Annotated in this window: 17 protein-coding genes; 14 read left to right on the top strand and 3 right to left on the bottom strand. The window is 66.6% G+C overall.

From position 1 onward, the window contains the following. Nucleotides 1-86: 86 nt before the first annotated feature. From ACO1P8_RS08970 to ACO1P8_RS08945, 6 genes are all read left to right on the top strand, one after another. Nucleotides 87-1,145 carry an ABC transporter ATP-binding protein gene (locus tag ACO1P8_RS08970; protein ID WP_486295547.1) on the top strand — a complete coding sequence of 353 codons (1,059 nt, stop codon included), beginning with the start codon at nt 87-89 and terminating at the stop codon, nt 1,143-1,145. 15 nt (nt 1,146-1,160) lie between these two features. Next, nucleotides 1,161-2,216: an ABC transporter ATP-binding protein gene (locus ACO1P8_RS08965; protein WP_486295537.1), complete on the top strand. Its 1,056-nt coding sequence runs from the start codon at nt 1,161-1,163 to the stop codon at nt 2,214-2,216. Between the two features lie 87 nt (nt 2,217-2,303). Further along, complete coding sequence (locus ACO1P8_RS08960) at nt 2,304-3,707, top strand: amidase (protein WP_486295536.1); 1,404 nt, start codon at nt 2,304-2,306, stop codon at nt 3,705-3,707. A 48-nt stretch (nt 3,708-3,755) separates the two neighbouring features. Next, a complete protein-coding gene (locus tag ACO1P8_RS08955) occupies nt 3,756-5,159 on the top strand; it encodes an amidase (RefSeq protein ID WP_486295535.1) in 1,404 nt (467 codons plus the stop codon). A 16-nt stretch (nt 5,160-5,175) separates the two neighbouring features. Beyond that, on the top strand, nt 5,176-5,391 hold the full coding sequence (locus ACO1P8_RS08950) for a hypothetical protein (RefSeq protein ID WP_486295534.1): 216 nt from the start codon (nt 5,176-5,178) through the stop codon (nt 5,389-5,391). Then, the gene (locus tag ACO1P8_RS08945) at nt 5,391-6,722 is read left to right on the top strand and encodes an amidase (protein WP_486295533.1); all 1,332 of its coding nucleotides are present in this window, start codon (nt 5,391-5,393) and stop codon (nt 6,720-6,722) included. Before ACO1P8_RS08950 ends, ACO1P8_RS08945 begins: the two co-directional genes overlap by 1 nt. Before the next feature lie 50 nt (nt 6,723-6,772). Here ACO1P8_RS08945 and ACO1P8_RS08940 read toward each other — a convergent pair whose 3' ends face one another. The 3 genes from ACO1P8_RS08940 to ACO1P8_RS08930 are packed head-to-tail and all read right to left on the bottom strand — an operon-like array spanning nt 6,773 to nt 10,691. Then, on the bottom strand, nt 6,773-9,004 hold the full coding sequence (locus tag ACO1P8_RS08940; protein ID WP_486295532.1) for a xanthine dehydrogenase family protein molybdopterin-binding subunit: 2,232 nt from the start codon (nt 9,002-9,004) through the stop codon (nt 6,773-6,775). A 16-nt stretch (nt 9,005-9,020) separates the two neighbouring features. Then, nucleotides 9,021-10,025, bottom strand: coding sequence for an FAD binding domain-containing protein (locus tag ACO1P8_RS08935; protein WP_486295531.1), 1,005 nt, complete (start codon nt 10,023-10,025; stop codon nt 9,021-9,023). Nucleotides 10,026-10,034: 9 nt separating this feature from the next. Next, on the bottom strand, nt 10,035-10,691 hold the full coding sequence (locus ACO1P8_RS08930) for a (2Fe-2S)-binding protein (protein WP_486295530.1): 657 nt from the start codon (nt 10,689-10,691) through the stop codon (nt 10,035-10,037). Nucleotides 10,692-10,980: 289 nt separating this feature from the next. Between ACO1P8_RS08930 and ACO1P8_RS08925 the strand changes: the two genes are divergently transcribed. The 8 genes from ACO1P8_RS08925 to ACO1P8_RS08890 all read left to right on the top strand — a co-directional run bounded on the left by ACO1P8_RS08925 (nt 10,981) and on the right by ACO1P8_RS08890 (nt 24,392). Continuing rightward, complete coding sequence (locus tag ACO1P8_RS08925) at nt 10,981-13,572, top strand: ATP-binding protein (RefSeq protein ID WP_486295529.1); 2,592 nt, start codon at nt 10,981-10,983, stop codon at nt 13,570-13,572. 232 nt (nt 13,573-13,804) lie between these two features. Then, nucleotides 13,805-14,806, top strand: a complete 1,002-nt coding sequence (locus tag ACO1P8_RS08920) for a hypothetical protein (RefSeq protein WP_486295528.1) — start codon at nt 13,805-13,807, stop codon at nt 14,804-14,806. 13 nt (nt 14,807-14,819) lie between these two features. Beyond that, nucleotides 14,820-17,411 (top strand): amino acid adenylation domain-containing protein, encoded by a 2,592-nt coding sequence (locus tag ACO1P8_RS08915; RefSeq protein WP_486295527.1) that lies wholly within the window; start codon nt 14,820-14,822, stop codon nt 17,409-17,411. Then, on the top strand, nt 17,398-18,597 hold the full coding sequence (locus ACO1P8_RS08910) for an MFS transporter (protein ID WP_486295526.1): 1,200 nt from the start codon (nt 17,398-17,400) through the stop codon (nt 18,595-18,597). The genes ACO1P8_RS08915 and ACO1P8_RS08910 overlap by 14 nt, the downstream gene beginning before the upstream one ends. A gap of 12 nt (nt 18,598-18,609) precedes the next feature. Further along, a complete protein-coding gene (locus ACO1P8_RS08905) occupies nt 18,610-20,076 on the top strand; it encodes an amidase family protein (RefSeq protein WP_486295525.1) in 1,467 nt (488 codons plus the stop codon). A gap of 95 nt (nt 20,077-20,171) precedes the next feature. Beyond that, nucleotides 20,172-21,350, top strand: coding sequence for an NAD(P)/FAD-dependent oxidoreductase (locus tag ACO1P8_RS08900; RefSeq protein ID WP_486295524.1), 1,179 nt, complete (start codon nt 20,172-20,174; stop codon nt 21,348-21,350). Nucleotides 21,351-21,454: 104 nt separating this feature from the next. Beyond that, the gene (locus tag ACO1P8_RS08895; protein WP_486295523.1) at nt 21,455-23,125 is read left to right on the top strand and encodes an argininosuccinate lyase; all 1,671 of its coding nucleotides are present in this window, start codon (nt 21,455-21,457) and stop codon (nt 23,123-23,125) included. Between the two features lie 103 nt (nt 23,126-23,228). Next, nucleotides 23,229-24,392 carry a winged helix-turn-helix domain-containing protein gene (locus ACO1P8_RS08890; protein WP_486295522.1) on the top strand — a complete coding sequence of 388 codons (1,164 nt, stop codon included), beginning with the start codon at nt 23,229-23,231 and terminating at the stop codon, nt 24,390-24,392. Nucleotides 24,393-24,402: the final 10 nt, after the last annotated feature.

Below are 24,402 nucleotides of genomic sequence, written 5' to 3'. Positions count from 1 at the left end.
TCCGCAGCGAAACACCGCCGTCCGACGCCTTGCGGCTGCTGGACAGGCATCCCGACCCGCGCGACCGCGGTGGCCCGGCGCAACCCATGCTGATCGTGGAGAACCTGAAAAAATATTTCGACCTCGGAAGGACCGGCCTGCGCGGCCAGCGCTCCGTGGTGCGCGCCGTGGACGGGATCGGCTTCCAGGTGGCCAAGGGGGAAACGGTCGGCATCGTCGGAGAGTCGGGCTGCGGAAAATCGACCACCGGGCGCCTGCTGATGCACCTGCTGCGTCCGGATTCCGGACGTGTCATCTTCGATGGCGAAGAAGTATCGGAAGTGCGCGGGATCAGCGTGCGGGACCTGCGCGCGCAAATGCAGATGGTATTCCAGGACAGCTATGCGTCGCTGAATCCGCGGCTGACCATCGCCGACAGCATCGCCTTCGGCCCCACCGTGGCCGGCATGTCCGGCGCGCAGGCCCGCGCACGTGCGGCAAGCCTGCTGCGCATGGTCGGGCTGGATCCCGAAACCCACGCGCGGCGTTATCCGCACGAACTATCCGGCGGGCAGCGGCAGCGCGTCAACATCGCGCGCGCCCTGGCGATGGGACCTCGCGTCCTGATCCTGGATGAGTCCGTGTCCGCGCTGGACAAGTCGGTCGAGGCACAGGTATTGAATCTCTTGCGCGAGCTCAAGCGCGAGCTGGGCCTGACGTATCTTTTTATCTCGCACGACCTGAATGTCGTGCAATACATCAGCGACCGCGTGCTGGTGATGTACCTGGGCCAGATCGTGGAATCCGGCCCGGTCGCGCGCATCTACGAAGCAACGCGGCATCCGTACACCGCCGCGCTGCTGGCATCCCGCCCGTCGATGGATCCGCGGCGCCGCGTCAGCAGCCCGCCCTTATCGGGAGATCCCCCCAATCCGATCGATCCGCCGTCGGGGTGCCGCTTCCGTACCCGGTGCCCGCGGGCGCAGGACCGCTGCGCGGCCGAGATGCCCATGCTGACGCCCGCGGACGATGAGTCCGGCCATCTGAGCGCCTGTCATTACCCGCTCGACCGCAGCCAGGCCATGCGCTTTCGGCCCGATGCGCGCGAAGGCGACGGCACGGCGAGCGCGATCACCGCGGACGCAATCTCGCGGCTGCGCGCCTGAAGGGAGATTTCGATCATGAACGCGATTTCCGAAGGTATCGACGATTCGCTCGTCCGGGTGCGCGACCTGACCGTGCGGTTCGTCAACCGCGACATGAACGTGCCGGTGGTCAACGGCGTTTCCTTCTCGCTGCGCGAAGGCGAGGTCCTGTGCCTGCTGGGGGAGTCCGGATCGGGCAAGAGTGTCACCATGCGCGCCCTCATGCGTCTGCTGCCGGACAACGCCCGTCTGGGCGGACAGGTCTCCGTGGGCGGCCACGACATCCTCGCGCTGCCCCGGAGCAAACTGCCGGACATACGGGGTTCGCTGATTTCGATGATTTTCCAGGAACCGCTGACCGCCCTGGATCCGGTCTATACCATCGGCCAGCAGATCGCCGAAACGGTGCGCCAGCACGAGGGCGCCAGCCATCGCGATGCCATGCGCCGGGCGCTGGAGCTGCTGGAATTGGTGCAGATACCGTCCGCAGCGCGCCGGCTGGCCGCGTATCCGCACGAACTGTCGGGAGGATTGCGGCAACGCGCCATGATCGCGCTGGCCCTGTCCTGCCGGCCACGGCTGCTGCTGGCCGACGAACCCACCACCGCGCTCGACGCCACCGTGCAGATCCAGGTACTGCTGCTCTTGCGAGAGCTGCAGCGCGAATTGGGCATGGCCACCCTGTTCGTCACGCACGACCTGGGCGTAGCCTGCGAGGTCGCCGACAAAGTCGCCGTAATGTATGCGGGCCGCTTCGTCGAAACCGGAACGATCGAGGATGTCATGGAACGGCCCGCCCATCCCTACACGCGCGGGCTTTTGAAATCGACCGTGCATGGGGGGCTGCGTGGCAATGATCTCGAGCCGATCCCGGGCGCGCCGCCCGACCTGGCCGATCTTCCGCCGGGCTGCTGCTTCGCGCCGCGCTGCGCTCTGCGCCAGCCGGAGTGCGATGCCGGCGTGCCTGCCCTGCGCGAACCGGTGGGCGCGGACCGCGGTCTGCTCGCCCTGCACGGCGGCGGCCACGCGGCACGCTGCATCCGCACAGGCGCGGCGGCGCCCCCGCGCGCGCAGGCCGCGGCATGGCGATGAGCATGGCGCCGGCCATACCGGACGGATGGCAAGGTTCGATCGATGTATCCAGGACCGGCGAGCGGTCCGTAAGAAGGAGTCCACGGCATGGGCGATGAATTGTGTTTTCTCTCGGTGGGCGAAGCGTCGCGCCTGCTGCAAACCCGCAAAGTGTCACCCGTGGAGCTGGTCGACGCCTTCCTGGCACGCATCGAGGCGTTGGACGACCGGTTGCACAGTTACCTGCTGGTGACGGGCGACGCCGCGCGTGCGCAGGCGAAAGCCGCCGAACAGGACATCCTGGCGGGCCGCTGGCGCGGACCGCTGCATGGCATTCCCTATGCCGTCAAGGACAACTACTACACGCGCGGCGTGCGGACCTGCGCGGCATCGCGGCTGTTGCTGGATCATGTCCCCGACCATGACGCCACGGCGATAACGCACCTGCGCGCGGCCGGCGCGATCCTGCTGGGCAAACTCAATACCTGGGAGTACGGCACGGGAACCGGCGCGGTGCATTTCGATCTGCCTTTCGAACCGGCGCGCAATCCCTGGAACCTGGCGCACTTCACCGGAGGCTCTTCGACGGGAGCCGGCGCCTCGGTGGCTGCCGGCACGGCCATGGCCGCCCTGGGATCGGACACCGGCGGCTCCGTGCGGCTGCCGGCGGCGGCGTGCGGACTGCAGGGCATGAAGCCTACCTATGGCCGGGTCAGCCGGCACGGCATCCTGCCGAACTGCTATACGCTGGACGTACCTGGGCCGCTGACGTGGACGGTCGAAGACAGCGCGCTGATGCTGCGGGCCATGGCGGGCCACGATCCGCGCGATCCGGCCAGCGCCCGCCAGCCGGTGCCCGACTACGTCGCGGGCCTGGAGACGGGCGTTAGCGGCATGACGATCGGAATGATCCGCGACCTGGGCCCCGAGGGCGAGCAGGTCGACGAGGCCAATCGCATCGGGATGGAGGACATGGCTCGCGTCCTGGAGGCCGGCGGCGCCCGCATTGTGGACGTCATGCTGCCCGCCGCCGTTTCGGACTATCGCCAGGCGAGTAGCGTGATCAACTGGACCGAATCCCTTTCCATCCACGAAGACGACTTCATGACGCGCGCCGACCAGATGGGCCAGGCACTGCGCGACAAGATGATGAACGGATTCATGGTGCGCGCCGTCGACTATCTGGCGGCCCAGCGCCGACGCCGCGAACTTGCCTCCGCGACGGATGCGCTGATACGCAGCGTCGATGCGCTGATCCTGCCGTGTGCTTTCCACACCGCGCCACCCATCGAGGATTTCGACCGTGTCAAGGCGTATACGGCCGATACCGCGTGCCCGCCATTCAATCTGTCGGGCCATCCCGCGATGGCGGTGTGTACCGGCTTCGATGACACGGGCCTGCCGTCCAACGCCCAGATCGTCGGCCGCTACTTCGACGAAACCACGGTCTTCCGCGTCGCCCGCGCCTACGAGCGCGCCACCCGCTGGCGCGACCGCCGTCCGGCGCTGTAGATCGCCGCCGGCCCGCCGCGCTTCCCCGCACTCCGGAGACCAACGTCCATGAACACACCGCTGTTCCATTTGTCCGTCGGCCAGGCATCGCGCCTGATCCAGCGCCGCGAAGTGTCGCCGGTGGCATTGGTGGATGCCTTTCTGGATCGCATCGCCGCGGTGGACGACAAGGTGAATAGCTACCTGCTGGTGGCTGCGGACCGCGCCCGGACCCAGGCGCTGCAGGCCGAGCGCGACATCGCTGCCGGCCGCTACCGGGGGCCGCTGCATGGCATACCCTACGCGGTCAAGGACAACTACTACACCCGCGGCATCCGCACGACCGCCGCCTCCCGCCTGATGCTGGATTTCGTCCCCGGACACGATGCCACGGCCGTCCGCAAGCTCGACGAGGCCGGGGGGATCATGCTGGGCAAGCTCAATACCTGGGAGTACGGTACCGGCAATGGAGGCGTCTACTTCGACCTGCCCTTCGAACCCGCGCGCAATCCGTGGGATCTCGATCGGTTCACCGGCGGCTCGTCCACGGGCGCGGGTGCGGCAGTGGCGGCCGGCACCGCCATGATCGCGCTGGGGTCGGACACCACGGGATCGGTACGCCTGCCTGCCGCGGCCTGCGGCCTGCAAGGCATGAAGCCGACCTACGGCCGGGTCAGCCGGCACGGCATCCTGCCCAACTGCTACACCATGGATACGCCCGGGCCCTTGACCTGGACGGTGGAGGACAGCGCGATCGTCCTTGGCGTGATCGCCGGCCGCGACGCCCACGACCACGCGACCGCCGATCGCCCGGTCCCGGACTATCTACGCTGCCTGGACGCCGGCGTCGCCGGAATGACGATAGGCGTGATCCGCGACCTCGGCGCCGACCCCGGCGTCATGGACGAGGCGAATGCCGCCGCATTCGCGGACATGGTCGCGGTACTGCGCGACGCCGGGGCGCGCATGATCGACGTCGCGCTACCCGAACCCATTGCGGAATACCGCAGCGTCACCTCGGTCATCAATTGGACCGAATCCCTATCCATCCATGAAGACGATTTCCTCCGGCGCGCCGGCGACATGGGCTACGCGCTGCGCGACAAACTCATGTCCGGCGCCATGACCCGCGCGGTGGACTATGTGGCGGCGCAGCGGCGAAGGCGCGAACTGGCTCACGCCACCGATGCGCTGGTCCGGTCCGTCGATGCGCTTGTCGCCCCTTGTGCGTTTCGTGTCGCGCCGCCGTTCTCCGACGAACCGGCAATGCGCGCATACACGCGCGAGAACGCCTGCCCGCCATTCAACGCATCCGGCCACCCTGCCATGACGGTGTGCACCGGCTATGACGCCGAAGGCCTGCCGACCAACGCGCAAATCGTCGGACGCTGGTTCGACGAGGCGCGCGTGTACCAGGTCGCGCGCGCCTACGAACGGGCCACGCCCTGGCGCGACCGCCGTCCCTCTCTTTGACCATAGGAGCCTCGCCATGACTTCCCCTCCGCTATGGAACGCCGCCGACATCCAGGCGCACTGCGATCGCTACGGCCTGCGCCTGTCAGAACCCATGATGCGGCGCATGCATGAGCTTTCATCCGCCGTCACCAGGACCGGCATGGCGATCCCGCGCATGCCGTCCAAGGAATACGAACCGGCTTTTGTATTCAACCTTCCCGTCGCATCGCCCAACCGCGAGGAACCATAATGGAACCGTATGAACTGACCGCCACCGAGGCCTCCGCCCTGATCGCCGCGCGCAAGTTGTCTTGCGAGGAGCTGGCCCGATCGACGCTGGACCGCATCCGTGCGCGCGACGCGGACGTGCGCGCCTGGAGCTGGTTCGACGAAGACATGATCGTGCGCAACGCGCGCGAACTGGACAAGCGCCCGCCGCGCAGCCCGCTGCATGGGCTGACCTTCGGCGTGAAAGACGTGATCGACACGGTCGATATGCCGACGCAGCACAACTCCCCCATCCACGTCGACCACCGCCCCGGCCAGGACGCGGCCTGCGTGGCCGTGGTCAGGCACAGCGGTTCTCTGATCGTCGGCAAGACCGATACGGTGGAATTCGCATCCGGCGGACGCCGTGCCGTCACGCGCAATCCGCACAACCCCGCCCATACGCCGGGCGGTTCGTCCTCCGGCTCCGGCGCGGCGGTAGGGGACAAGCAGGTGCAGTTGGCCTTCGGAACGCAGACGGGCGGCTCGCATATCCGTCCGGCCGCTTTCAACGGAATCTACGGCATCAAGCCCACGCACGGCATCGTCAGCCGCGAAGGCGCGAAGATGTATTCGCACACGCTGGATACGATAGGCTGGTACGGCCGCTCGGTGGAGGACCTGCAGCTGGTCGCCCGGGCCTTCCGCGTGGTGGAGTCCGACGCGCCCCCGCCGGCCGGTGTCCGCGGGCTGAAAATAGGGCTTTGCCGCACACCCGTCTGGTCCTCGGCCGACGCCTATGGACGCGCCGCCTTGATGGAAGCCGCGCGCAGGCTGGAGGCCGAGGGCGCCATCGTCCGGGAACTGGACCTGCCCCCCGCCTTCGACGGCATGGATGCCGCGCAGCAAACGATCATGCGCGGAGAAGGCCGCGCGGCGTTCCTGCCGGCTTACCTTGGCAGCCATCATCTGCTGCACGAGGACTTCCGCGAGATGGTCGAGAACACGCGGGCGATCACGCCGGCGCAGCTGGTACAGGCCTACGACCTGGCGGCATCATGCCGGCGGGCTTTCGATGGTCTGTTCGGCGCGGATCTGGACGCCGTGCTCACCCCCGCGTCTACCGGCGAGGCGCCGGAAGGACTGCAGGACACGGGGAATCCCGCCTTCAATGCCATGTGGACGCTGCTGCATGTTCCCTGCGTCGGCATCCCGGTGGGGAAAAGCGCGCGCAACCTGCCGCTGGGGATCCAGCTGGTCGGGCCGCGCTTCGCCGATTCGCGCCTGCTCGACATCGCCCGCGCCTGCGCGCCCGCCATCCATCGAAACGGCGTGCTGACGGAAATCCAACCGGACGAAGCCGTGGCGGCCTGATACCGGCGGGAACCGCCCTGTCGGCGTGTCGATTCCCGCCGGGCCGCCCGTCAGGCCCGCATCAAGTCCTCGATGGTCGCGGGCAGCTCGCGCACCCGGACACCCGTGGCGTGGTAGATGGCGTTGGCGATCGCGGCCGCCGTACCGGCCAGGCCGATTTCACCGACGCCGCGCGCGCCCAGCTCGTTCAACACCGGGTCGGGATAATCCAGGAAGGTCACATCGATATCCGGCGTATCCGCATTCGACGCCACGATGTAATCCGCCAGGTTGCTATTGACCGGCTTGCCCGTGCGCTCGTCGTACATCGTGTGCTCGAACAGCGCCATGCCCACCCCCATCACCACGGCCCCCTCGATCTGGTTGCGGGCTGCCGGCGGATTCAGGATGCGGCCCGCATCGATCACCGTCACGACACGGCTGACACGCAGGCGGGCGATTTCCGGCTGCCATTCGACTTCGACGAAATGCGCCCCGTAGGAATTGATGGAGTACTTCCGCTTCAGCGGGTCGTTGCCGAAGTTGCCCTCGGTTTCGCTGCCCTCGCCGGCAATGGCACGCAGGTCGGCCGCCGCCACGATCTGCCCGAACGGCTTGCCGCTGTCGGCGGGCTGGGTCTTCAAGTGCACCCGCCCGTTCGTGAATGCGAGCTCGTTCGGCTTGTGACCGGAAAACGCCGCGCCGTCGCCTGTGCAGGCCGTGCGCAGCATGGACTTCACCGCTGCCCGCGTTGCCTTGAACACCGCCGGAATCACCGATGACGTTACCGTTGACCCGCCAGAGACCGGGCCCGGCGGCAAAGCCGTATCGCCCAGCGCCACATCGATGCGGTCGACGGGAATACCGGTTTCGGCGCTGACCAGCTGTGCCATGATGGTGTACGTGCCCGTGCCGATGTCCTGCGTCGCGCAGGCGACATGCGCCGAACCGTCCGCGCGCAGCTCCACCCGCGCATGCGTGGGCTGGCGCGCGCCCAGCCACGAGCAACACGCCATGCCCCATCCCAGGATCCTGTCGTCGCGCCGCATGGAACCGATGCCGGGAGTCCGCCGCGACCAGCCGAACTTCTCCGCGCCCTGCCGGACGGATTCGGTCAAATGCCGCGACGAGAACGGCAGGCCGTTACCCTCGTCATGGTCCGGTTCGTTCTTCAGGCGCAACTCGACGGGATCCATGTTCAGGGCCACCGCCAGTTCGTCCATCGCCGATTCCAGGGCGAAAAGGCCGGGCACCGCGCCCGGACCGCGCATCGCCGTGGGCGTGCCCATATGCCGCCGGCACAGCGCCGCCGTCACGCGCAGATTCGGCGTGCTGTACATATGCGGCGTGGCCTCCGCGCAATCCTCTTCGTAATCGTCCAGGATCGATGTCTGGTTCACATAGTCCTGCTGCAGCGACACCAGCTTTCCCTGCGCCGTCGAGCCAAGGCGGATGCGCTGCTGCGTGATGGGCCGATGGCCCACGTTCTGAAACATCATTTGGCGCGACACGACCAGTTTGACGGGACGGTCCAGCTGCCTTGCCGCCACCGCAGCCACCATGCAGTGCGGCCAGGGCCACAGCTTTCCGCCGAAGCCCGATCCCAGGAAGTGCGTGACCACGCGTACTTTATCCGGCGTGGTCCCCAGCGACTGCGTCATGACCGCCTTGTGGTTGTCCACCGCCTGCGATGTCTCGTAGAGGGTGTAGCTTGAACCGTCCCATACGGCGACCGTGGCATGCAGTTCGATGGGGTTGTGCGTTTCCACCGGTGTGACATAGGTATGATCGACCTTGACTTCAGCGGCATCGAAGGCGGACTGTGCCTGCCCGCGCTCGCTGCCCACCTTGGGCGGTGTGTCCGCGGACAAACGCGTAGCCACGTTAGGCGTGTCCTCCTTGTATCGCACCTTGACCGCCGCGGCGGCCGCCGTCGCCTGCTCGAACGTATCGGCGATGACCGCCGCGACATACTGACCGTAGTAGCGTATGACGTCGTCATGGAAGGGCGGCCGTCCTTCGTCCACCTTGGCGCCCTGCACGCGGTAGAGTTTGCCGATATTGTCCCGGTGAAGGACCAACCGGACGCCGGGCATGGCCTGGGCCGCCGACGTATCCAGCGCCTCGATACGCCCATTGGCGATGGTGCTGCATACCGGAACGGCGTAAAGCATGCCCGGAAAATGAAAATCGGAGGTGTACATTGCCTTGCCGCTGACCTTCAGCGGGCCGTCCACGCGCGGCGTATCGCGGCCGATGATCTGCGCGGCCTGCGCGCGCGCGCCCTCTGCGACTGTGCTCATGACTCGGACTCCTGTCTTAGGCGGCCTGCGTGGCCTGTTTCAGCGTATGCACCAGGCAACGCCGCGCCAGTTCGATCTTGAACGCGTTCTGGCTTTGCGGGCGCGCGTCTTTCAGGGCGGCATCGGCGGCGGCGCGAAACGTTTGCTCGCCGGGCGCTTTACCCAGCAGAACGGCTTCGGCCTCGGGGGAGCGCCACGGTCTCGTCCCGACACCGCCCAGGGCCACGCGCGCGTGCGAGATCGTTCCCTCGCTGACCACGCACACGACGGCAGCCGATGCCAGCGCGAATTCATACGAGGCCCGGTCGCGCAGCTTCACATAGACCGAACGGCTGCCGGGTACCGGCGCGGGCAGCGTGACGTGCGTCACCAGGTCGCCCGGCAGCAGTACATGCTCGCGCTCCGGCGTATCGCCGGGCAGCGTATGGAAGTCGCCGATGGGCACCGCCCGTGTGCCCTGCACCCCCTGTATGTGCACGGTGGCCTCCAGCGCGGCCATGGCGACATTCATGTCCGAAGGGTTGCTGGCAATGCAGTGATCGCTGGTGCCCAGCACGGCGAGATTGCGGTTGTATCCGCCGATGGCGGCACAGCCCGAACCGGGATTGCGTTTATTGCAGGCCGCCGCCGTATCGCGGAAATACACGCAGCGCGTGCGCTGCAGCAGGTTGCCGCCGGTCGTCGCCATATTGCGCAACTGCGCCGAAGCGCCGGCAAGCAGCGCCTGGGACAGCACGGCGTAATCGCGCTTGACCCTTTCGTCATTGGCCAGGTCGGCATTGCGGACCATGGCGCCGATACGCAAGCCGCCCTCGTCCGCGGCCTCGATGCGGTCCAGCGCCAGGCGGCTGATGTCGATGACTTGCCCCGGACGCTCCACGTCCAGTTTCATCAAGTCGACCAGGGTGGTGCCGCCCGCCAGGAAACGGATATCGGCGCCCTGCTGCGCGGTACGCGCGGCGGCCCCCGCGCGCACGGCATCCTGCACATCGGCCGCGCGTGTCAATCGGAACATTTCCATGGCATTCTCCTAGGCCTTGCGGCGCACGTCCTGGATGGCCGCGACGATGTTGGGATAAGCACCGCAGCGGCAGATGTTGCCGCTCATGGCTTCGCGCACGGCGGCGTCGTCCGGTCCCCATGGCTCGCGCATCATGGCGACGGCCGACATGATCTGCCCGGAGGTGCAGTAGCCGCACTGGTAGCCATCGTGCTGCACGAAGGCCGCCTGCATGGGATGCAGGTGCCCGGGGTGGCCCAGTCCTTCGACGGTGGTGATGGTGTCGCCTTCATGCGCGGCGGCAAAACTAAGACAGGAATTCACACGCCGTCCATTGACGTGCACGGTGCACGCGCCGCATTGCCCGTGGTCGCAGCCCTTCTTCGTGCCCGTCAATTGCAGATGTTCACGCAGTGCGTCCAGCAGCGTCGTGCGGGGATCGAGATTCAGGTCATGAGTTTGACCGTTCACTGACAAGCGCATGGGAATGGCTCCTTCCGGCACGCCGGATGCGGGCGGATTCGTTGGGGATGCGTCGGCCGGGCTCGGGGCGGCGTCCGCGACAAGATGCGCCGCCGCGCTGGCCGATAATCCGGCCGCGCCGATGCCGGCCAGGAAATTGCGCCGCGCCGGCCGGTTCAAGCCGCCGTCGCCAGCGGACGGGGCGGGTGGCGTAGTTGAGGGCATGTCGATCTCCAGGAAGGCGGACGAAACCGCCCATGTCGGCAAGTCGCATACCTGATGCCTCGTACAAAGCCAAAAATGTGCACCGCACGTCACGGTGGACTGACGTTCCAACGGCTCCCCACCGCGCCACCGGCGCGCGAGGGGAAGTACAACTGGCGTATCCCGACGATTTATTGCAGTATTGCGCGTTAACCTGTCCTCCTAATGGTGTCGTGCCTTCGAATAAGCAATTAAGGGCCCGACACAACGTGATTGCGTAACGCGTCACCTCGACGCACAGGCCACCCGGATGCGGTCACTCAAAACACGCTTTGTCAATGGCACGCTGCTGTTCGCGTTGTGGTTCGGCATATGGGTGCCGGCCGCCGCCAGCGCGCTGGTGCTACCTGGCGAGCCGGAATTCGCGCAGCCCCTGCTGCCCGCTGCACAGATCTACGAAGACCGCACCGGGAGGCTCGATTTCGACCAGATTCGAAAACTCGCGGCGGACGAACCCGGTGTTTTTCACACAGTGGAAACCGGCGTCCGAACCGACCGGCATCCGGATTCAACGTGGTGGCTGCAAACCGCAATAACGAACGCGTCCGAGCTATCGCGTCGCCTGGTGCTGGTAGCCGGGCCACCCAACCTGGAGAACGTCGGCTTCTACCTGGAGCATCGCAACCAGATCCGGCACGGGCGCGCCGGTACGCTTGTCCCGATTCTCGAACAGGACGACCTGGGCCGCTTTCCTACCCTAATGCTCGACATGGCGCCGGGCGAGTCGGTGCGGGTTTGGATAAAAATCAAAAGCCGTACTCCTTCCCGACTGTATCCGATACTGTATACATCGCGTCTTTATTCCAACGCGGGAACCATAACAAGCAGCACCGACGGCATCCTGGCCGGCGCGGCCGGCGCCCTCGTCTGGTGCATGCTGGTCATCGGGATCATGGCCCGGCGCCCTCCGTTCCTATGGATAGCGGGCATCACCGCCGCGGCGCTTATGCGCGAAGCCGCAGCTCGCGCGTATTTGCAGCAATTGCTGTGGCCGCTGGGCGCCACGTGGGGCTATCGCGTGGAGCTGGCACTGGACTTCGCCTGCCTGGCGCTCTATGCGCTATTCGTCCGCGGCGCGAGCCGGCGCGAACTGCTACCGGTACCCGGCTCGCCCGTCTACACCGCGGTGGTGGTAGCGTTGTGCACGGGATTGCTGCTCGCCATGCTCGTACCCGCCCATGGCGCGTTGCTACCGGTACCCGCTACCGTCGGGCTGTTCCAGGTCTTGTCCTGCGCATTCGGTGCATGCATGGCGGGCTCCGCTGTCCTGCTGGTGGTCAGGGCTCGCAGGTCGCCATCCCCGGCGTTGGCGCGGCATGCCCTTCCGACTGCCGCGCTGCTATGCACCTCTGCCCTGCTCACCGTCGCCGATGCCATGATCAGGACCACCGGCCCTCTGCTGGACACGCCGCTGGTCCCGATTTCCTTCATTCTGGGTGGGGGCTCGCCTACCCTCGCGCTGCTGGTGACGATCGCCAACCTTGCCGTCCTGGCGCTGTGGGCTGCACGCCAATTAGGGCGATCGCAACAGTCCCGGATGCTCGCCATGCACCGGCCGCGTGCCCGTCTGGCGCCGACGACCTTGCCATCGTCCCGGAATATCTCGTCGGCCGATGAACAGCCGGCGCGCTCTCTCACACAGGGGGAAGACCAGGACCAGTCCGTATTCCCTCAGCCCGAATCGCCGGCCCCTCTTTCATCACAGGCTCATTCCTCGCGGCCCGCTTTTTCCCAGGCTGTCTCCTCACACCCCGATTCCTCGCAGCATGTGTCTTCGCCGCCGGTTTCCGCAGAGAATTTTTCCAGGCAGTCTGTTCCTGCGGCCGGATCCCGGCCGCTTACTCCCGCGCCACTGCCCACCACCGAAACGATCTCCGCATCCGCCGCGAGTGACGCCGAGCGCCAGGCGATTATCCTCAGCTATGTCGGCCATGACCTGCGCGCGCCGCTCGCCATCATCAGCGGCTATATCCGCCTGCTGCGGCAAGCCGCCGCGCCGGCGCAGCAGGGCCATCTCGACATCATCGAGCGCAGCATCAGCCATCAATTCGGTTTGATCGAAGAGGTTCTCGCCTACAGCAAGTCCGAGCTGCAACCCTTCGCCGTGCGGCCGGAGGAAACGCGCCTGCCCGGGCTGATGGAAGAACTGGCACACTTCGGGATCGCCTTGTGCACGGACCAGCGCAACACATTCGAATACCTGCCCGCTCCCACGTTGCCCGCTGCCGTATGGGTGGACGGCAAGCGGCTACGGCAGGCTGTGCTGAATCTGCTGAGCAATGCCTCCAAGTTCACCGCCAACGGCGTCGTGCGGCTGGATGCGCAGGTACGCCGCCGCGCGGGCCGCCAGGCCGATCTGCATGTAAGCGTCTTCAATGACGGGCCGCCCATCCCGGCGCACGACCAGGCCGGAATCTTCGTCGCGTTCAAGCAGCTTCATCGGCGCGAATCCGGCACGGGCCTGGGCCTGTTCATAGTCGAACGCATCGTCCAGAGCATGGGCGGCACCGTGCACTTGGACAGCTCGCCGGAAAGCGGCAACCGGTTCTCGTTGACGATCCCCGTCACACTGGCCGATCCCTCCGTGGTATCTACCCGCCAGATAGAGCGGGCCCCCGCGCAGGCCACGACCACGCCGCAGTTGGAAGCGCCGCCGCTGGCCTTGCGCCTGGTGCTGTCGCGGCTCGCCCGCGACGGCGAATTGTCCGAAATCGAAAACTGGGTTGTCGAGACCCGCGCGGCATATCCGCGATACACCGGTTTCTACGACGAGGTCGTGCGATGCGTGGAGATCTTCGATATGGAATGCCTGCAACGGCTGGCGTTGCAGGGCACGGTATGAAGCGGACTTAACCGTACAGAATCGTAGCCTCGTGTAGCCGCAGGCGAAAACTTGGGATACCTCTGATAGGGCCGATGTCCATCGACCCGGGATTAGTCCTGGATTTGGAAGGGTCTGGGTAATCAGGTCCGATATTCCACGGCCTAGCCAGGCCGGGCGCGAAGCGTCTCCTACTCTGCCGCGGCCAAACCGGATGCCCCCATCCGGTAATCCCGCCGCATGAGGTCTGCCCATGATGGAACTACCCGTCGATTTTTGCTTCACCCCCGAGGACTCCACGCGTCTGCAACGCGCGCTGATGGCGATCGAGGCCAATCCCTACGTGCGCTACAGCGATTTTGAAGCGCACGTCGATGCCGTGATCCGCGAAGGCCGGGTGCCCGCGGCTTTCCTGGACTGTTGCGCCAGGCGGCGCAATGCCGACAGCTACGAGGATCCCTACGTCGTGCTGCGAAATTGCCCGATAGACCCCGACCTCCCCTACCTGGACTTCGACGACCCTGTCGGCGACAAGCGCGCCCGCAAGACGACCTATGTCGCGGAAGCCTTCCTGCTGCTGTATGCCCGGCTGATGGGCCAGGAGCCGATCGGCTACGCCAACGTCAACGATGGCGACATCTTCCAGGACATTCATCCCAAGAAAAGCCTGGCGCAGACGCAGTCCCAGAAGGCGATCGATCCGATCTACTTCCACAAGGACCTGGCCAATCATTTCGTCCGCCCGGACTGGGTCAACATCCTGGGCCTGCGGGCTTCGCCGCACAACCAGATCTATACGTCCTACGTCCGCAACAAGGACCTGCTGGCCGAAGTGGGCGATGAGATCCGCGCCGATCTGCAGCGCGATGAATTCCATACGCCGTATGACGACCTGACGATGCACAACAGCAAGGTCAGGCTGGGCGAAGCCGACTTCCACCCGGTGCTGGGCGGCGCCACTCCCACGGATATCCGCTTCTTCGAGAACCGCACGCGCGGCCTGACCCCGCGCGCCAACCGCGCGGTCGACGTGCTTATCGCGGCCCTGCACAAGCTGAAGAAGCGGGTGCAGATCCTGCCGGGCGATCTGGTGGGCGCCGCCAACAACGATTGCCTGCACAACAAGGACGTCGGCTTCGTGCGCGACCCCGAAGCCCAGCGCAATCGGTGGCTGATGAAGACAGTCAATGTGCGTTCGCTCGCACAGCACGCGAAATATCTGGCCGACGACCGGCCCCGCATCGTCAACGGCTGAAAAGAGGTCCGCCATGCGCACGCCTACTCCTCTCGATCACTTCGACCTCGCTTCGCGCGCCATGGCGGCGCGCCCCGCCATCCTGCATCGCGGTCGCACATGTTCGTACGCTGAACTGCGGCTTGCCGCCGAACGAGTGGCCGCGCGCCTGCACGCCCACGGGGCCGGCCCGGGCACCACGGTCGGCATCGCACTGGACCGCTCCATCGAATGGGTCATCGCGATGCTGGGCATACTGAAGTGCGGCGCCGCCTACCTGCCGCTGGATCCCGCCTACCCCGAGGAACGCCTCGCGCTGTACATCGCCGATAGCGGAGCGCGACATGTGATCTGCGACGGCGCCACCCGCCACCTGAGTCCGTGCAACGCCCTCCCGATCGACGAACTGGCCGCGCCTGGCACCGCGCCGGCGCGGCTCCCCGGCGAGCCGGTCGACGGCGCATGCCCCGGCTACCTGCTGTATACCTCCGGGTCCACCGGCCGGCCCAAGGGCGTGGCGGTATCCCGCGATGCCCTGGCCTACCAGATGAACTGGTTCATACGCGAATTCGCGTGCTGCGCGGAAGACGTTTTCCTGCACAAGACACCCACCGCTTTCGACGCTTCGGTCTGGGAGTATCTTGCGCCGTTGATGGTCGGCGCCACCATGGTCATCGCCGACAACACGCCCGACGCCATCGCGCAGGCGGCACGCCGCCACGGTGCCACGTTGCTGCAGGCCGTACCGGCCATGCTGCAGGCCCTGGCCGAGCCGGAGGCGCTGCGCGACCTGGCCACCCTGCGGCTGCTTTTCAGCGGCGGCGAGCCCTTGCCGCGCCAACTGGTGACGCGAATCCAGGCGCACCTGCCCATCCCGGTCATCAACCTGTACGGGCCCACCGAAGCGACCGTGCAATGCGCCTATCATGCGTGCAGGCCGGGCGACACCGATACGCGGGATCCCGTTCCGCTGGGGCGACCGTTGCCGGGCACCTCTTTCCACATCGACGCCGACGCGGCAGACGGATCGGGAGAACTCATCATCGATGGGCCCGGCGTCGCCATCGGCTACCACGGCCAGCCCGAACTCACGGCGGCCCGCTTCGGCATTTCGCCGACCGGAGGGCGCACGTATCGATCGGGCGATAGGGTCAGGCGCGATCCTCGCGGGGACTATGTGTTCCTCGGGCGCACGGACAATCAGGTAAAACTGCGCGGGCTGCGCGTGGAGCCGGAAGAAATCGAGCATGCGCTGCTGCGGTCCATCGCGGCGCTGCGAGCGGCCGTTGCCATCGTCAACGAAGCACAGCAGATCGAGGTTTTCCTGGACATCGCGGCGGCGGACTGGAACGAGGCGGCCGCGCGCGCCTCCATGGCCGCGGCCCTGCCCGCTTTCATGCAGCCGCTCCTGTATACGCGGCTGGATTCCTTTCCCGCGCTTCCGAACGGCAAGCGCGATCGAGCCGCCGTGCGCCTGCTGAGCACCTTGCGGTCGACGCGGCCGGTGCCCGCCGCGACCACGCGCGAACCTGCCGCCGACGGTAGCGCCCAGGCCACGCAATCCCCGTCCGTCCCGGGCGACGTGGCGGCGCGCGTGCGGGCCGCCTGGTCCGGGCTGCTGCCGTTGGACGGCGGCGACGACAGCCATTTCTTCCGCGCCGGCGGCCATTCGTTGCTGGCCATGCAGTTGATCGCCACGCTGAACCGCGACTTCGATTTGAAACTCTCCGCCGGCGCCCTGTTCGCGCAACCCACGCTGGGGGCCTTGACGCGGATGGTCGAAGCCGCCGTCCTGGATACGGGCACGCGTCCCTTGCCCGCCAGCGGGGCCAGGCTCGGGGGGCCTGCCGGCGCGCAGCGGGTGTGGTTCGTGCACCCGGCCGGCGGCGGTATCTGGTGCTACCGGGACATCGCGCAATCCGCCACCGCGATGGAATCCTACGGCATCGCCTGCGAACCGCTGGACGATGCCGGCACCTACGAAACGGACATGCGGCGCATGGCCCGACGCTATGCGCAAGAGGTGCTGGCGCAGCAGCCGGATGGACCGGTCGTTCTGTGCGGCTACAGTTTCGGCGGCAACGTCGCCTATGAAATGGCCGTTCACCTGCAGTCGCTGGGTATCGAGCCCGCGTTGCTGGTCCTGCTGGACACCTACATCAGCCGCCCCACCGGCGCCGATACGCTGGACTTCATCGCCAGCTATGCGCGCAAGCTCGTCAACGGCGGCCCGCAAGCGCCTTCCCGCGGCGAGCTCGGCGCCATGCCGGTGGGCAGGCGCAATCTGCGGCTGCTGGACCTGGGCATCCGCGGAGGTCATCTGCCGGCGGGCGCCACGCTGCGCGATGTCGAGCAGGGACTGGCGATGTGGATCGCCAACAACCAGGCGTCCGAAACGCACGAGCCCACGGAAATCTTCGAAGGCCAGTCGCTCTTCATCCGATGTACGGGAAATACCCGCGACAGCCTGCAAGGGTGGCCCGCACTGTTGAAATGGCTGCACGTCCAGGACGTCGCGGCCGATCACTACACCGTGTACCAGGCACCCACCGCCGCAGCGGTAGCCGCCTTGATCGAGGCGGCGATTCAGCGTTCGATGCAGAGGAAGGTTCATGCCATGGCCTAGCGGGACCGCTGTGGCGCCCCCACGCCATCTTTCCCTGCTGGTCGCACTGACGTCCGTGTGCGGTTTCCTCGCCACGGACATCTTCCTGCCTGCCGTTCCCGCCCTATCGCGGGTCTACGAACGCAGCGCCACGGACATCCAGGCAATGTTCAGCGTGTTCCTGTACGCCATGGCCGTCGGCCAGCTGGTCCACGGCCCGCTGTCGGATGCGATCGGCCGGCGCGTCCCGCTGCTGTCGTCGCTGGCTGCGTATGCCATTGCATCGCTGGCGATTCCCTATACGGACGACTTCGACACCGTGCTTGTCTGGCGGGCCCTGCAGGCCGCCGGCGCCTGTGGCGCCATCGTGGTCGGCCGCGCCATCGCGGCGGATTTCCACCAGGGCGACAGCCTGCGCAATTTTTTCCTGGGCGTTTCCATCGCGGTGGGTATGTCGCCCGCGCTGGCGCCCGTTCTGGGCCAGCTGCTGTATGCGTCGCTGGGCTGGCAGGCATGCTTTCTGTTCACCGCGGCATTCGGGGCGGGACTGGCGCTCCTGGCCCACGCGATGCTACCCGAAAGCCCGCCGCGGCCTGTGGCATCCGGCGGCTGGGCGCAGCGCACGCTCGAAGGCTATCTCAGCCTGCTGCGGGCACCGGCCTTTCGGTTGAATACCGCCGTCATAGCGGTATCGCAGGCTGCCTATTTCGCGTATTTGTCGGAGTCGGCCTTCCTGTTGCTGGCGCAGGACGTGCCGGCAAGCGGGCTGGGCTACGCCTACATCAGCCTGTCGATCGCGTATGTCGTCGGCAATACCGTCGCGCGGGCGTACGCCCCGCGTATCGGCAGCGCGGCGCTATACCGCCACGGCTGCTGCCTGTTCCTGGGGGCGGGGCTGGCGCTGGGCGCGGGACTGGCCCTGCTGCCCGCGTCCACCGTCCTTTTGCTGGCCGGCGTATCCGCACTGACCTTCGCGAATGGTTTCCTGCTGCCGCTGGGCACGGCCGCCGCCGTCGGAGCCGTGCCGGGGCATGCAGCCAGCGCATCCGGGCTGGCGGGCTTCCTGCAGCTTTCCTGCGCGGCGCTGGCCGCCCAGGCGATCGGTCCGCTGACCGGGCATCGGCCCGCCGCGTTCGGCTACGTCATGCTGGGTTTCGGCATGGCCAATTTCGCGCTTTATCTCGCGCTTCGCAAACGCCTTGCTTGAAGGAAAAACATCGTGCCATTGCCGTTCCGTGCCGCATCGCTGCCCTCGGATGTCGCGGACTTCACGCTTACCCAGGCGGTCGCCGCTCTGCGTCGCCGCGCCATAAACACATACGACCTGCTCGATTCGGCACGCCGGCGCCACGCGCAATGCCAGGGCTTCGGCGCGTTCATTTCCTCCGCGTACGACGTCGTGCTGGAACAGGCGGGCGCCGGCGCGGCGACCGGCACGCCGGCGCCCGTATCGCTGCAGGGCGTGCCCATCGCGGTGAAGGACAATGTCCACGTGGCGGGCTTCGCCAACACCGCGGGCACACCGGGTCTGAAACACTTCCGGCCCACGCGCGATGCGGCGGTCATCCATCGCTTGCGCCAGGCAGGCGCGCTGTTCGTCGGCAAAACGAATATGCATGAACTTTCCCTGGGCGTCACCTCGCACAACGCGCACTTCGGCAACGTGCGCAATGCGCGCGATCCGTCGCGGTTGGCCGGCGGCTCCAGCGGTGGCAGCGCCGTCGCAGTGGCGCTGGGGCTGGCCTACGCGGCCATCGGCACCGATACGGCGGGATCGATCCGCATTCCGGCAGCCTTGAACGGCATCGTGGGACTACGCCCCACCGTCGGGCGATATCCCGGTGAAGGCGTGACCCCCGTCAGTCCCACGCGCGATACGGCGGGCCCGATGGCGCGCACCGTGGCGGATGTGGCCTTGCTGGATCAGGTCATCACCGGCTCCCAGCGTCCCGTCGTGGCGGCCAGGCCGGAACGCATACGCCTGGGGGTGGTCCCGGACTTCTACTTCGAGGGACTCGACACCGAAGTCCGGCAGGCGGTGCATGCCGCGCTGCGGCGACTGGAAGAAAGCGGCGTGCAGCTGATCGAACTGCGCATGCCGGGGCTGGGAGCGCTCAGCGAAGCCACCGGCACGGCCATCGGCTTCGCGGAGTTCTGGCCTGCCATGGAGCGCTACCTGTGCATCCACGAAACGGGCGTGACCATGCCCCAACTGACGCGCGATGCCGCCGGCGACGATGTCCGCGCCCTGATCGACAACTTCATCGGCCCGCGATCGCCGCACCGGGTGTCCGCCGGCCTGTACGAAGCTGCCCTCCGCACGCACAGGCCCGCGCTGCGCCGCATGTTCCTGGAGCAGTTCTGCCAGCACAAGCTGGACGGCATCCTACTGCCCACCACCATCGCCGTGGCGGGCAGGTTGACGTCGGCCCAAGGCATCGTCGCGTTGAACGAACAGCCGGTATCCGCCAACTACGCCTACCTGCGCAATACGCTGCCCGCCAGCAACGCGGGCCTGCCGGGCCTGGCCATGCCGGCGGGATATACGGCGCAGGGCCACGCGGTCGGGATCGAAATCGACGGCGCTCCGCATGCCGACCGCCAGTTGCTCGCCCTCGGGCTGACCGTCGAGGCGATTCTTTCAGTACCGGCGCGTAGCGTTTCGCACGCGCACGCCATGCCCTGACACCGCGGTCGCCGCGGCGGCGCAGGGTAAGCTCCGGCTGCCGGGATCCCGGCGGCAGTGGCATGATAGGCGGGTCTCCGTCACAGGATGAAAAGATGACGCTCGCCGAACACCCCCGTTATGACGTTGCCATCATCGGTGGTGGCATCGTCGGTTCCAGTACGGCCTATTTCCTCAAGCAGGCCGCTCCCGGCATCTCCGTCTGCGTGATCGAGCCCGACCCGACCTACGAGTTCGCGTCGGCACTCAGGGCCTCCGGGGGCTGCCGGGTGCAGTTCACCTGCCCGGAAAACATCGCCATGTCGCTTTTCAGCATCGACTTCATCAAGTCCTTCGAACGCACCATGGCCACCGCCACGCAGCCGGCGAACGTCGATTGGGTCCAGGGCGGGTACCTGTTCATCGTCCCGCCCGGGCATGCCGCCGCGCTGGAACGCAATGCCAGGCGCCAGCAGGCGCACGGTTGCACCGTAGACCTGCTGACACCAGCAGAACTGAAGAGGCGCTTTCCCTCCATGAACGTCGACGATCTCGGCGTCGGCGCGCTCACCCCCCTGGATGGCTGGTGCGATCCCCATGGCTTGCTGTGGGGATTTCGCCGCAAGGCGACGGAGCTGGGTGCCCAATACATCCAGGACCGCGTCATCGGCACCGATGCCGACCGCGTCAAGGCCACATCCCTACGCCTGCAAAGCGGCGCGGTCCTGCGGGCGGACAGCTTCGTCAATGCCGCCGGAGCCTGGAGCGGGGACGTCGCCCGCTTTTTCGGCATGGACCTTCCGATTTCGCCCTTGCGGCGCTTCGAACACTATTTCACCGCGGGCAGTCCCGTCGAACCGCTACCCTATGTCAAGGATGTCGCCCGGCTGGCATTCCGTTCGGAAGGCAAGGGATTCTCCGGAGGGCTCGTGGCCGGCGACGCGGCGCGCGGCTACAACTTCGACGTCGATCACGATTACTTCGAATCCGTCGTCTGGCCCGCGGTCGCCCACCGCTTCCCTCCTTTCGAAGCGGCCAGATGCCATCGTACGTGGTCGGGTCTTTACGAACAGAACGAACTGGACGGCAATCCCGTCATCGGACGCTGGAGCCGCATGCCCAACCTGCTGACCGTCGCCGGTTTCTCCGGGCACGGCATGATGCACGCGCCGGCTGCCGGCCGCGGCATCGCGGAACTGATCGTGCACGGGCGCTTCCGGACCATCGACCTCTCCCGCCTGGGATACGAACGCATCGAGGCCAACCAGCCGTATGCCGAGGAAGGGATACTGTAGGCGCCGGTGCTGTCGGACACCGGGGCGGCAATCCCTGCGCATGGGGGTGTAGCAATAAGAAGGGACTTCGCTAGAATGAAGCCCGACCAAAAAGGAGACTCCCCATGAGGCAACGCTACGCCCCGACCTGTCTTGCCATCGCGCTTGCCTGCTGCAGTGCGATAGCCGCCGCCCAGGGCGCACCGGCCACCAACGCCACGCCAGCCGGCGCGGCGCCTTCCCCTCAGCCTGGCGCTTCCGCGTTGCCCCAAACCGCCGCGCCGGCGCAACCGGCCACCACCGCCCAAGGCAGCGCGCCGGCACAGCCGGCCGCCAGCGGAAAACTGACCAAGGACCCCGGACGCGACGAGTTCTTCTGGCTGGGCGAAATCAACAAGGCGACCGCCGTCATCAACACCGACGAAGGCCTGCTGGACAAATCCATGGCACCGCGCCTGGCGGCCGCCGTCGCCAAGGTCATCCAGGACGGCAACCAGCCAGGCGGCAAGCGTCCTTCCACCGTCATTACGTTCGAACCCTTGCTGATCAAGGCCGGCGGCCTGGATGTGACGCTGTTGCACGCGGGACGCTCCAGCCAGGACATGCACGCCACCTATCGCGCGGCCATCCTGCGCGACAAACTGCTGGAACTCGCCGAACAGCTGAACGCGACGTCGACCACGCTGGTGAACCTGGCCGCCAAGCACGTCAATACCATCGTTCCCAACTATACGAACGGCGTGGCCGCACAACCCAACAGCTATGGCCATTACCTGTTGGGCCACGCCGCAGCCCTGGATCGCGATGCGCAACGCATCCGCGAAGCCTACGCCCGGGTGGACCGCTCGCCGATGGGCACCACGGTATTGAACGGCACCAGCTGGCCGCTGGACCGCAAGCGCATGGCGGACTACCTTGGCTTCGCCAAACTGGTGGATAACGCCTATGACGCTTCGCAGATTTCCTCCATGGACGAGCCGGTGGAAGTGTCCTCCATCGTCACCAGCATCGCGCTGCACACGGGCAACTTCATCGAAGACATCATGACGCAGTACGCGCAATCGCGGCCGTGGATCCTGCTGCAGGAAGGCGGCGGCAATACCTACGTGTCCAGCGCCATGCCGCAAAAGCGCAACCCCGGCCTGCTGAACTCGACGCGCAGCGATGCATCGACGGCCGTCACGCTGGCCATGGGACCCATCATCCAGACCCACAACATCACACCGGGCATGCCCGACCCCAAGGACGTCGCGCAGAACTCGGCGATGGTGGACAGCGCCATCAAGGTCCTGAAGAAATGGGACCGCGTGATGAAAGCGCTGGTCATCAACCCGGACCGCGCGCTGGAAGAGCTGAACAGCGACTGGACGGCTTCACAGGAACTGGCCGATCTGTTGATGCGCAAGTACAAGCTGCCTTTCCGCGAAGGCCACCATTTCGCATCCGAAGTGGTGGAGTATGCCCGGCAGAAAGATATCAAGCCGCTGGACTTTCCCTACGCGGACGCCAAGCGTATCTATGCCGACGTCGTAAAGGGCAGCAAGTATCCGCAGGAGCTTCCCATGAGCGAAGCGGAGTTCCGTTCGTCGCTGGATCCCGTCGCCATCGTCAGGAATCGCGCGACGTCGGGCGGACCGCAACCGGCGGAAATGGAGCGTATGCTCAAGGAAGCGCGTGAGCGGCTGTCCGCCCAGGCCGACTGGATCAAGGAGCACCGTGCGCATATCGACGATGCGCTGGGCCGCCTGGACAAGGATTTCGCGCAATTGGTCGCGACTTCTGCACCGGCGAAATAGGCGGCGGCATCGGCCGGGGCGCGATTGCGCGGAATGAAACGCGCAATCGCGGCGCCCGTGGGCGCGCATGGCCCTTGCCGTCAACAGCATGACCGGAGTTCCCTTGAGCAAACCGTCCTTCGCTGTCGCGCCCGCCCACGCACGGGCCATATGGCTGCGCGCCCAGTGCCTGGACCGGGTGGCGCCCTTCGGCGCCGGCCCGGGCGCCACCCGCAAGGCGGTCGAGCACCTGGGCTATGTGCAGATCGATACCATCCATGTGATCGAGCGCAGCCATCATCACATCCTTCACACCCGCATACCGGATTACGCGCGTGCCGACCTGGAACGGACGCAATCCGTCGACAAATCGGTCTTCGAATACTGGACGCATGCGCTGTCGTATGTGCCGACGGCGGACTACCGCTATTTCATGCCCGCCATGGCGCAGCATCGCGCCGGCCCGCGCACCGCGTTCACGACCGTCGCCGACGCCGACTATGCCGCCCTGCTGAAGCGGATACGCAAGGAAGGGGCGCTTTCGATCCGCGATATCGATGAAGCGCTCGTCGAAAAGACCCACCCCTGGGACAGCCGCAAGCCGTCCAAGCGGGCCCTGCGCCTGGGCTTTTTGATCGGCGACCTGACCATCAGCCGGCGCGCCGGCATGGTCAAGACCTACGAGCTGGCACCCCGCCATTTCGGCTGGCCTCCACGTCCCCGGGCGGCCTCGCAGGCGCAGTTCGCGCAGTATCTGCTGGACCGCGCGATCCGCGCGCAGGGCATGGCCAGCCTGGACTCGATCTGCTACGGCAATGCGGCGATGAAGGCCCCGGTGGCCGAACTGATCGCCGCCCGTATCCGTCGCAAGCGGCTGGTGCCCGTCCATATCGACGGCCATGACGGCTTTCAGCACTGGGCCGAGCCTTCGGCTCTGGAGACGCCGCCGGCGCGCGAAGGCGCACCGCTTGTCCACATTCTGTCGCCCTTCGACCCCCTGGTGATCCAACGCAAGCGGTTGCAACACTTCTTCGGCTACGAGCATCGTTTCGAAGCCTATGTGCCGCCAGCCAGGCGCGTGCTGGGCTATTTCGCGCTGCCGGTGCTCATGGGCGACGAGGTCGTCGCCGCCATCGACCTGAAGGCGGACCGGCAGGCGGGAAAGCTGGTCGTCAAGCAATGGACCTGGCTGAAGAAGCGCCGCGCGGGCGATAAGGCGGCGATCGAAGAAGCCCTGGACCCTTTCGAGCGTTTCCAATTGGGAGGAAGCCCCGAACCCGACGCTTGACCGGCCGGCC

It is taken from the genome of Bordetella sp., from assembly GCF_057362025.1.
Note: the sequence above shows the minus strand (reverse complement) of the source record. Positions and strands in the feature narration are given on the sequence as shown.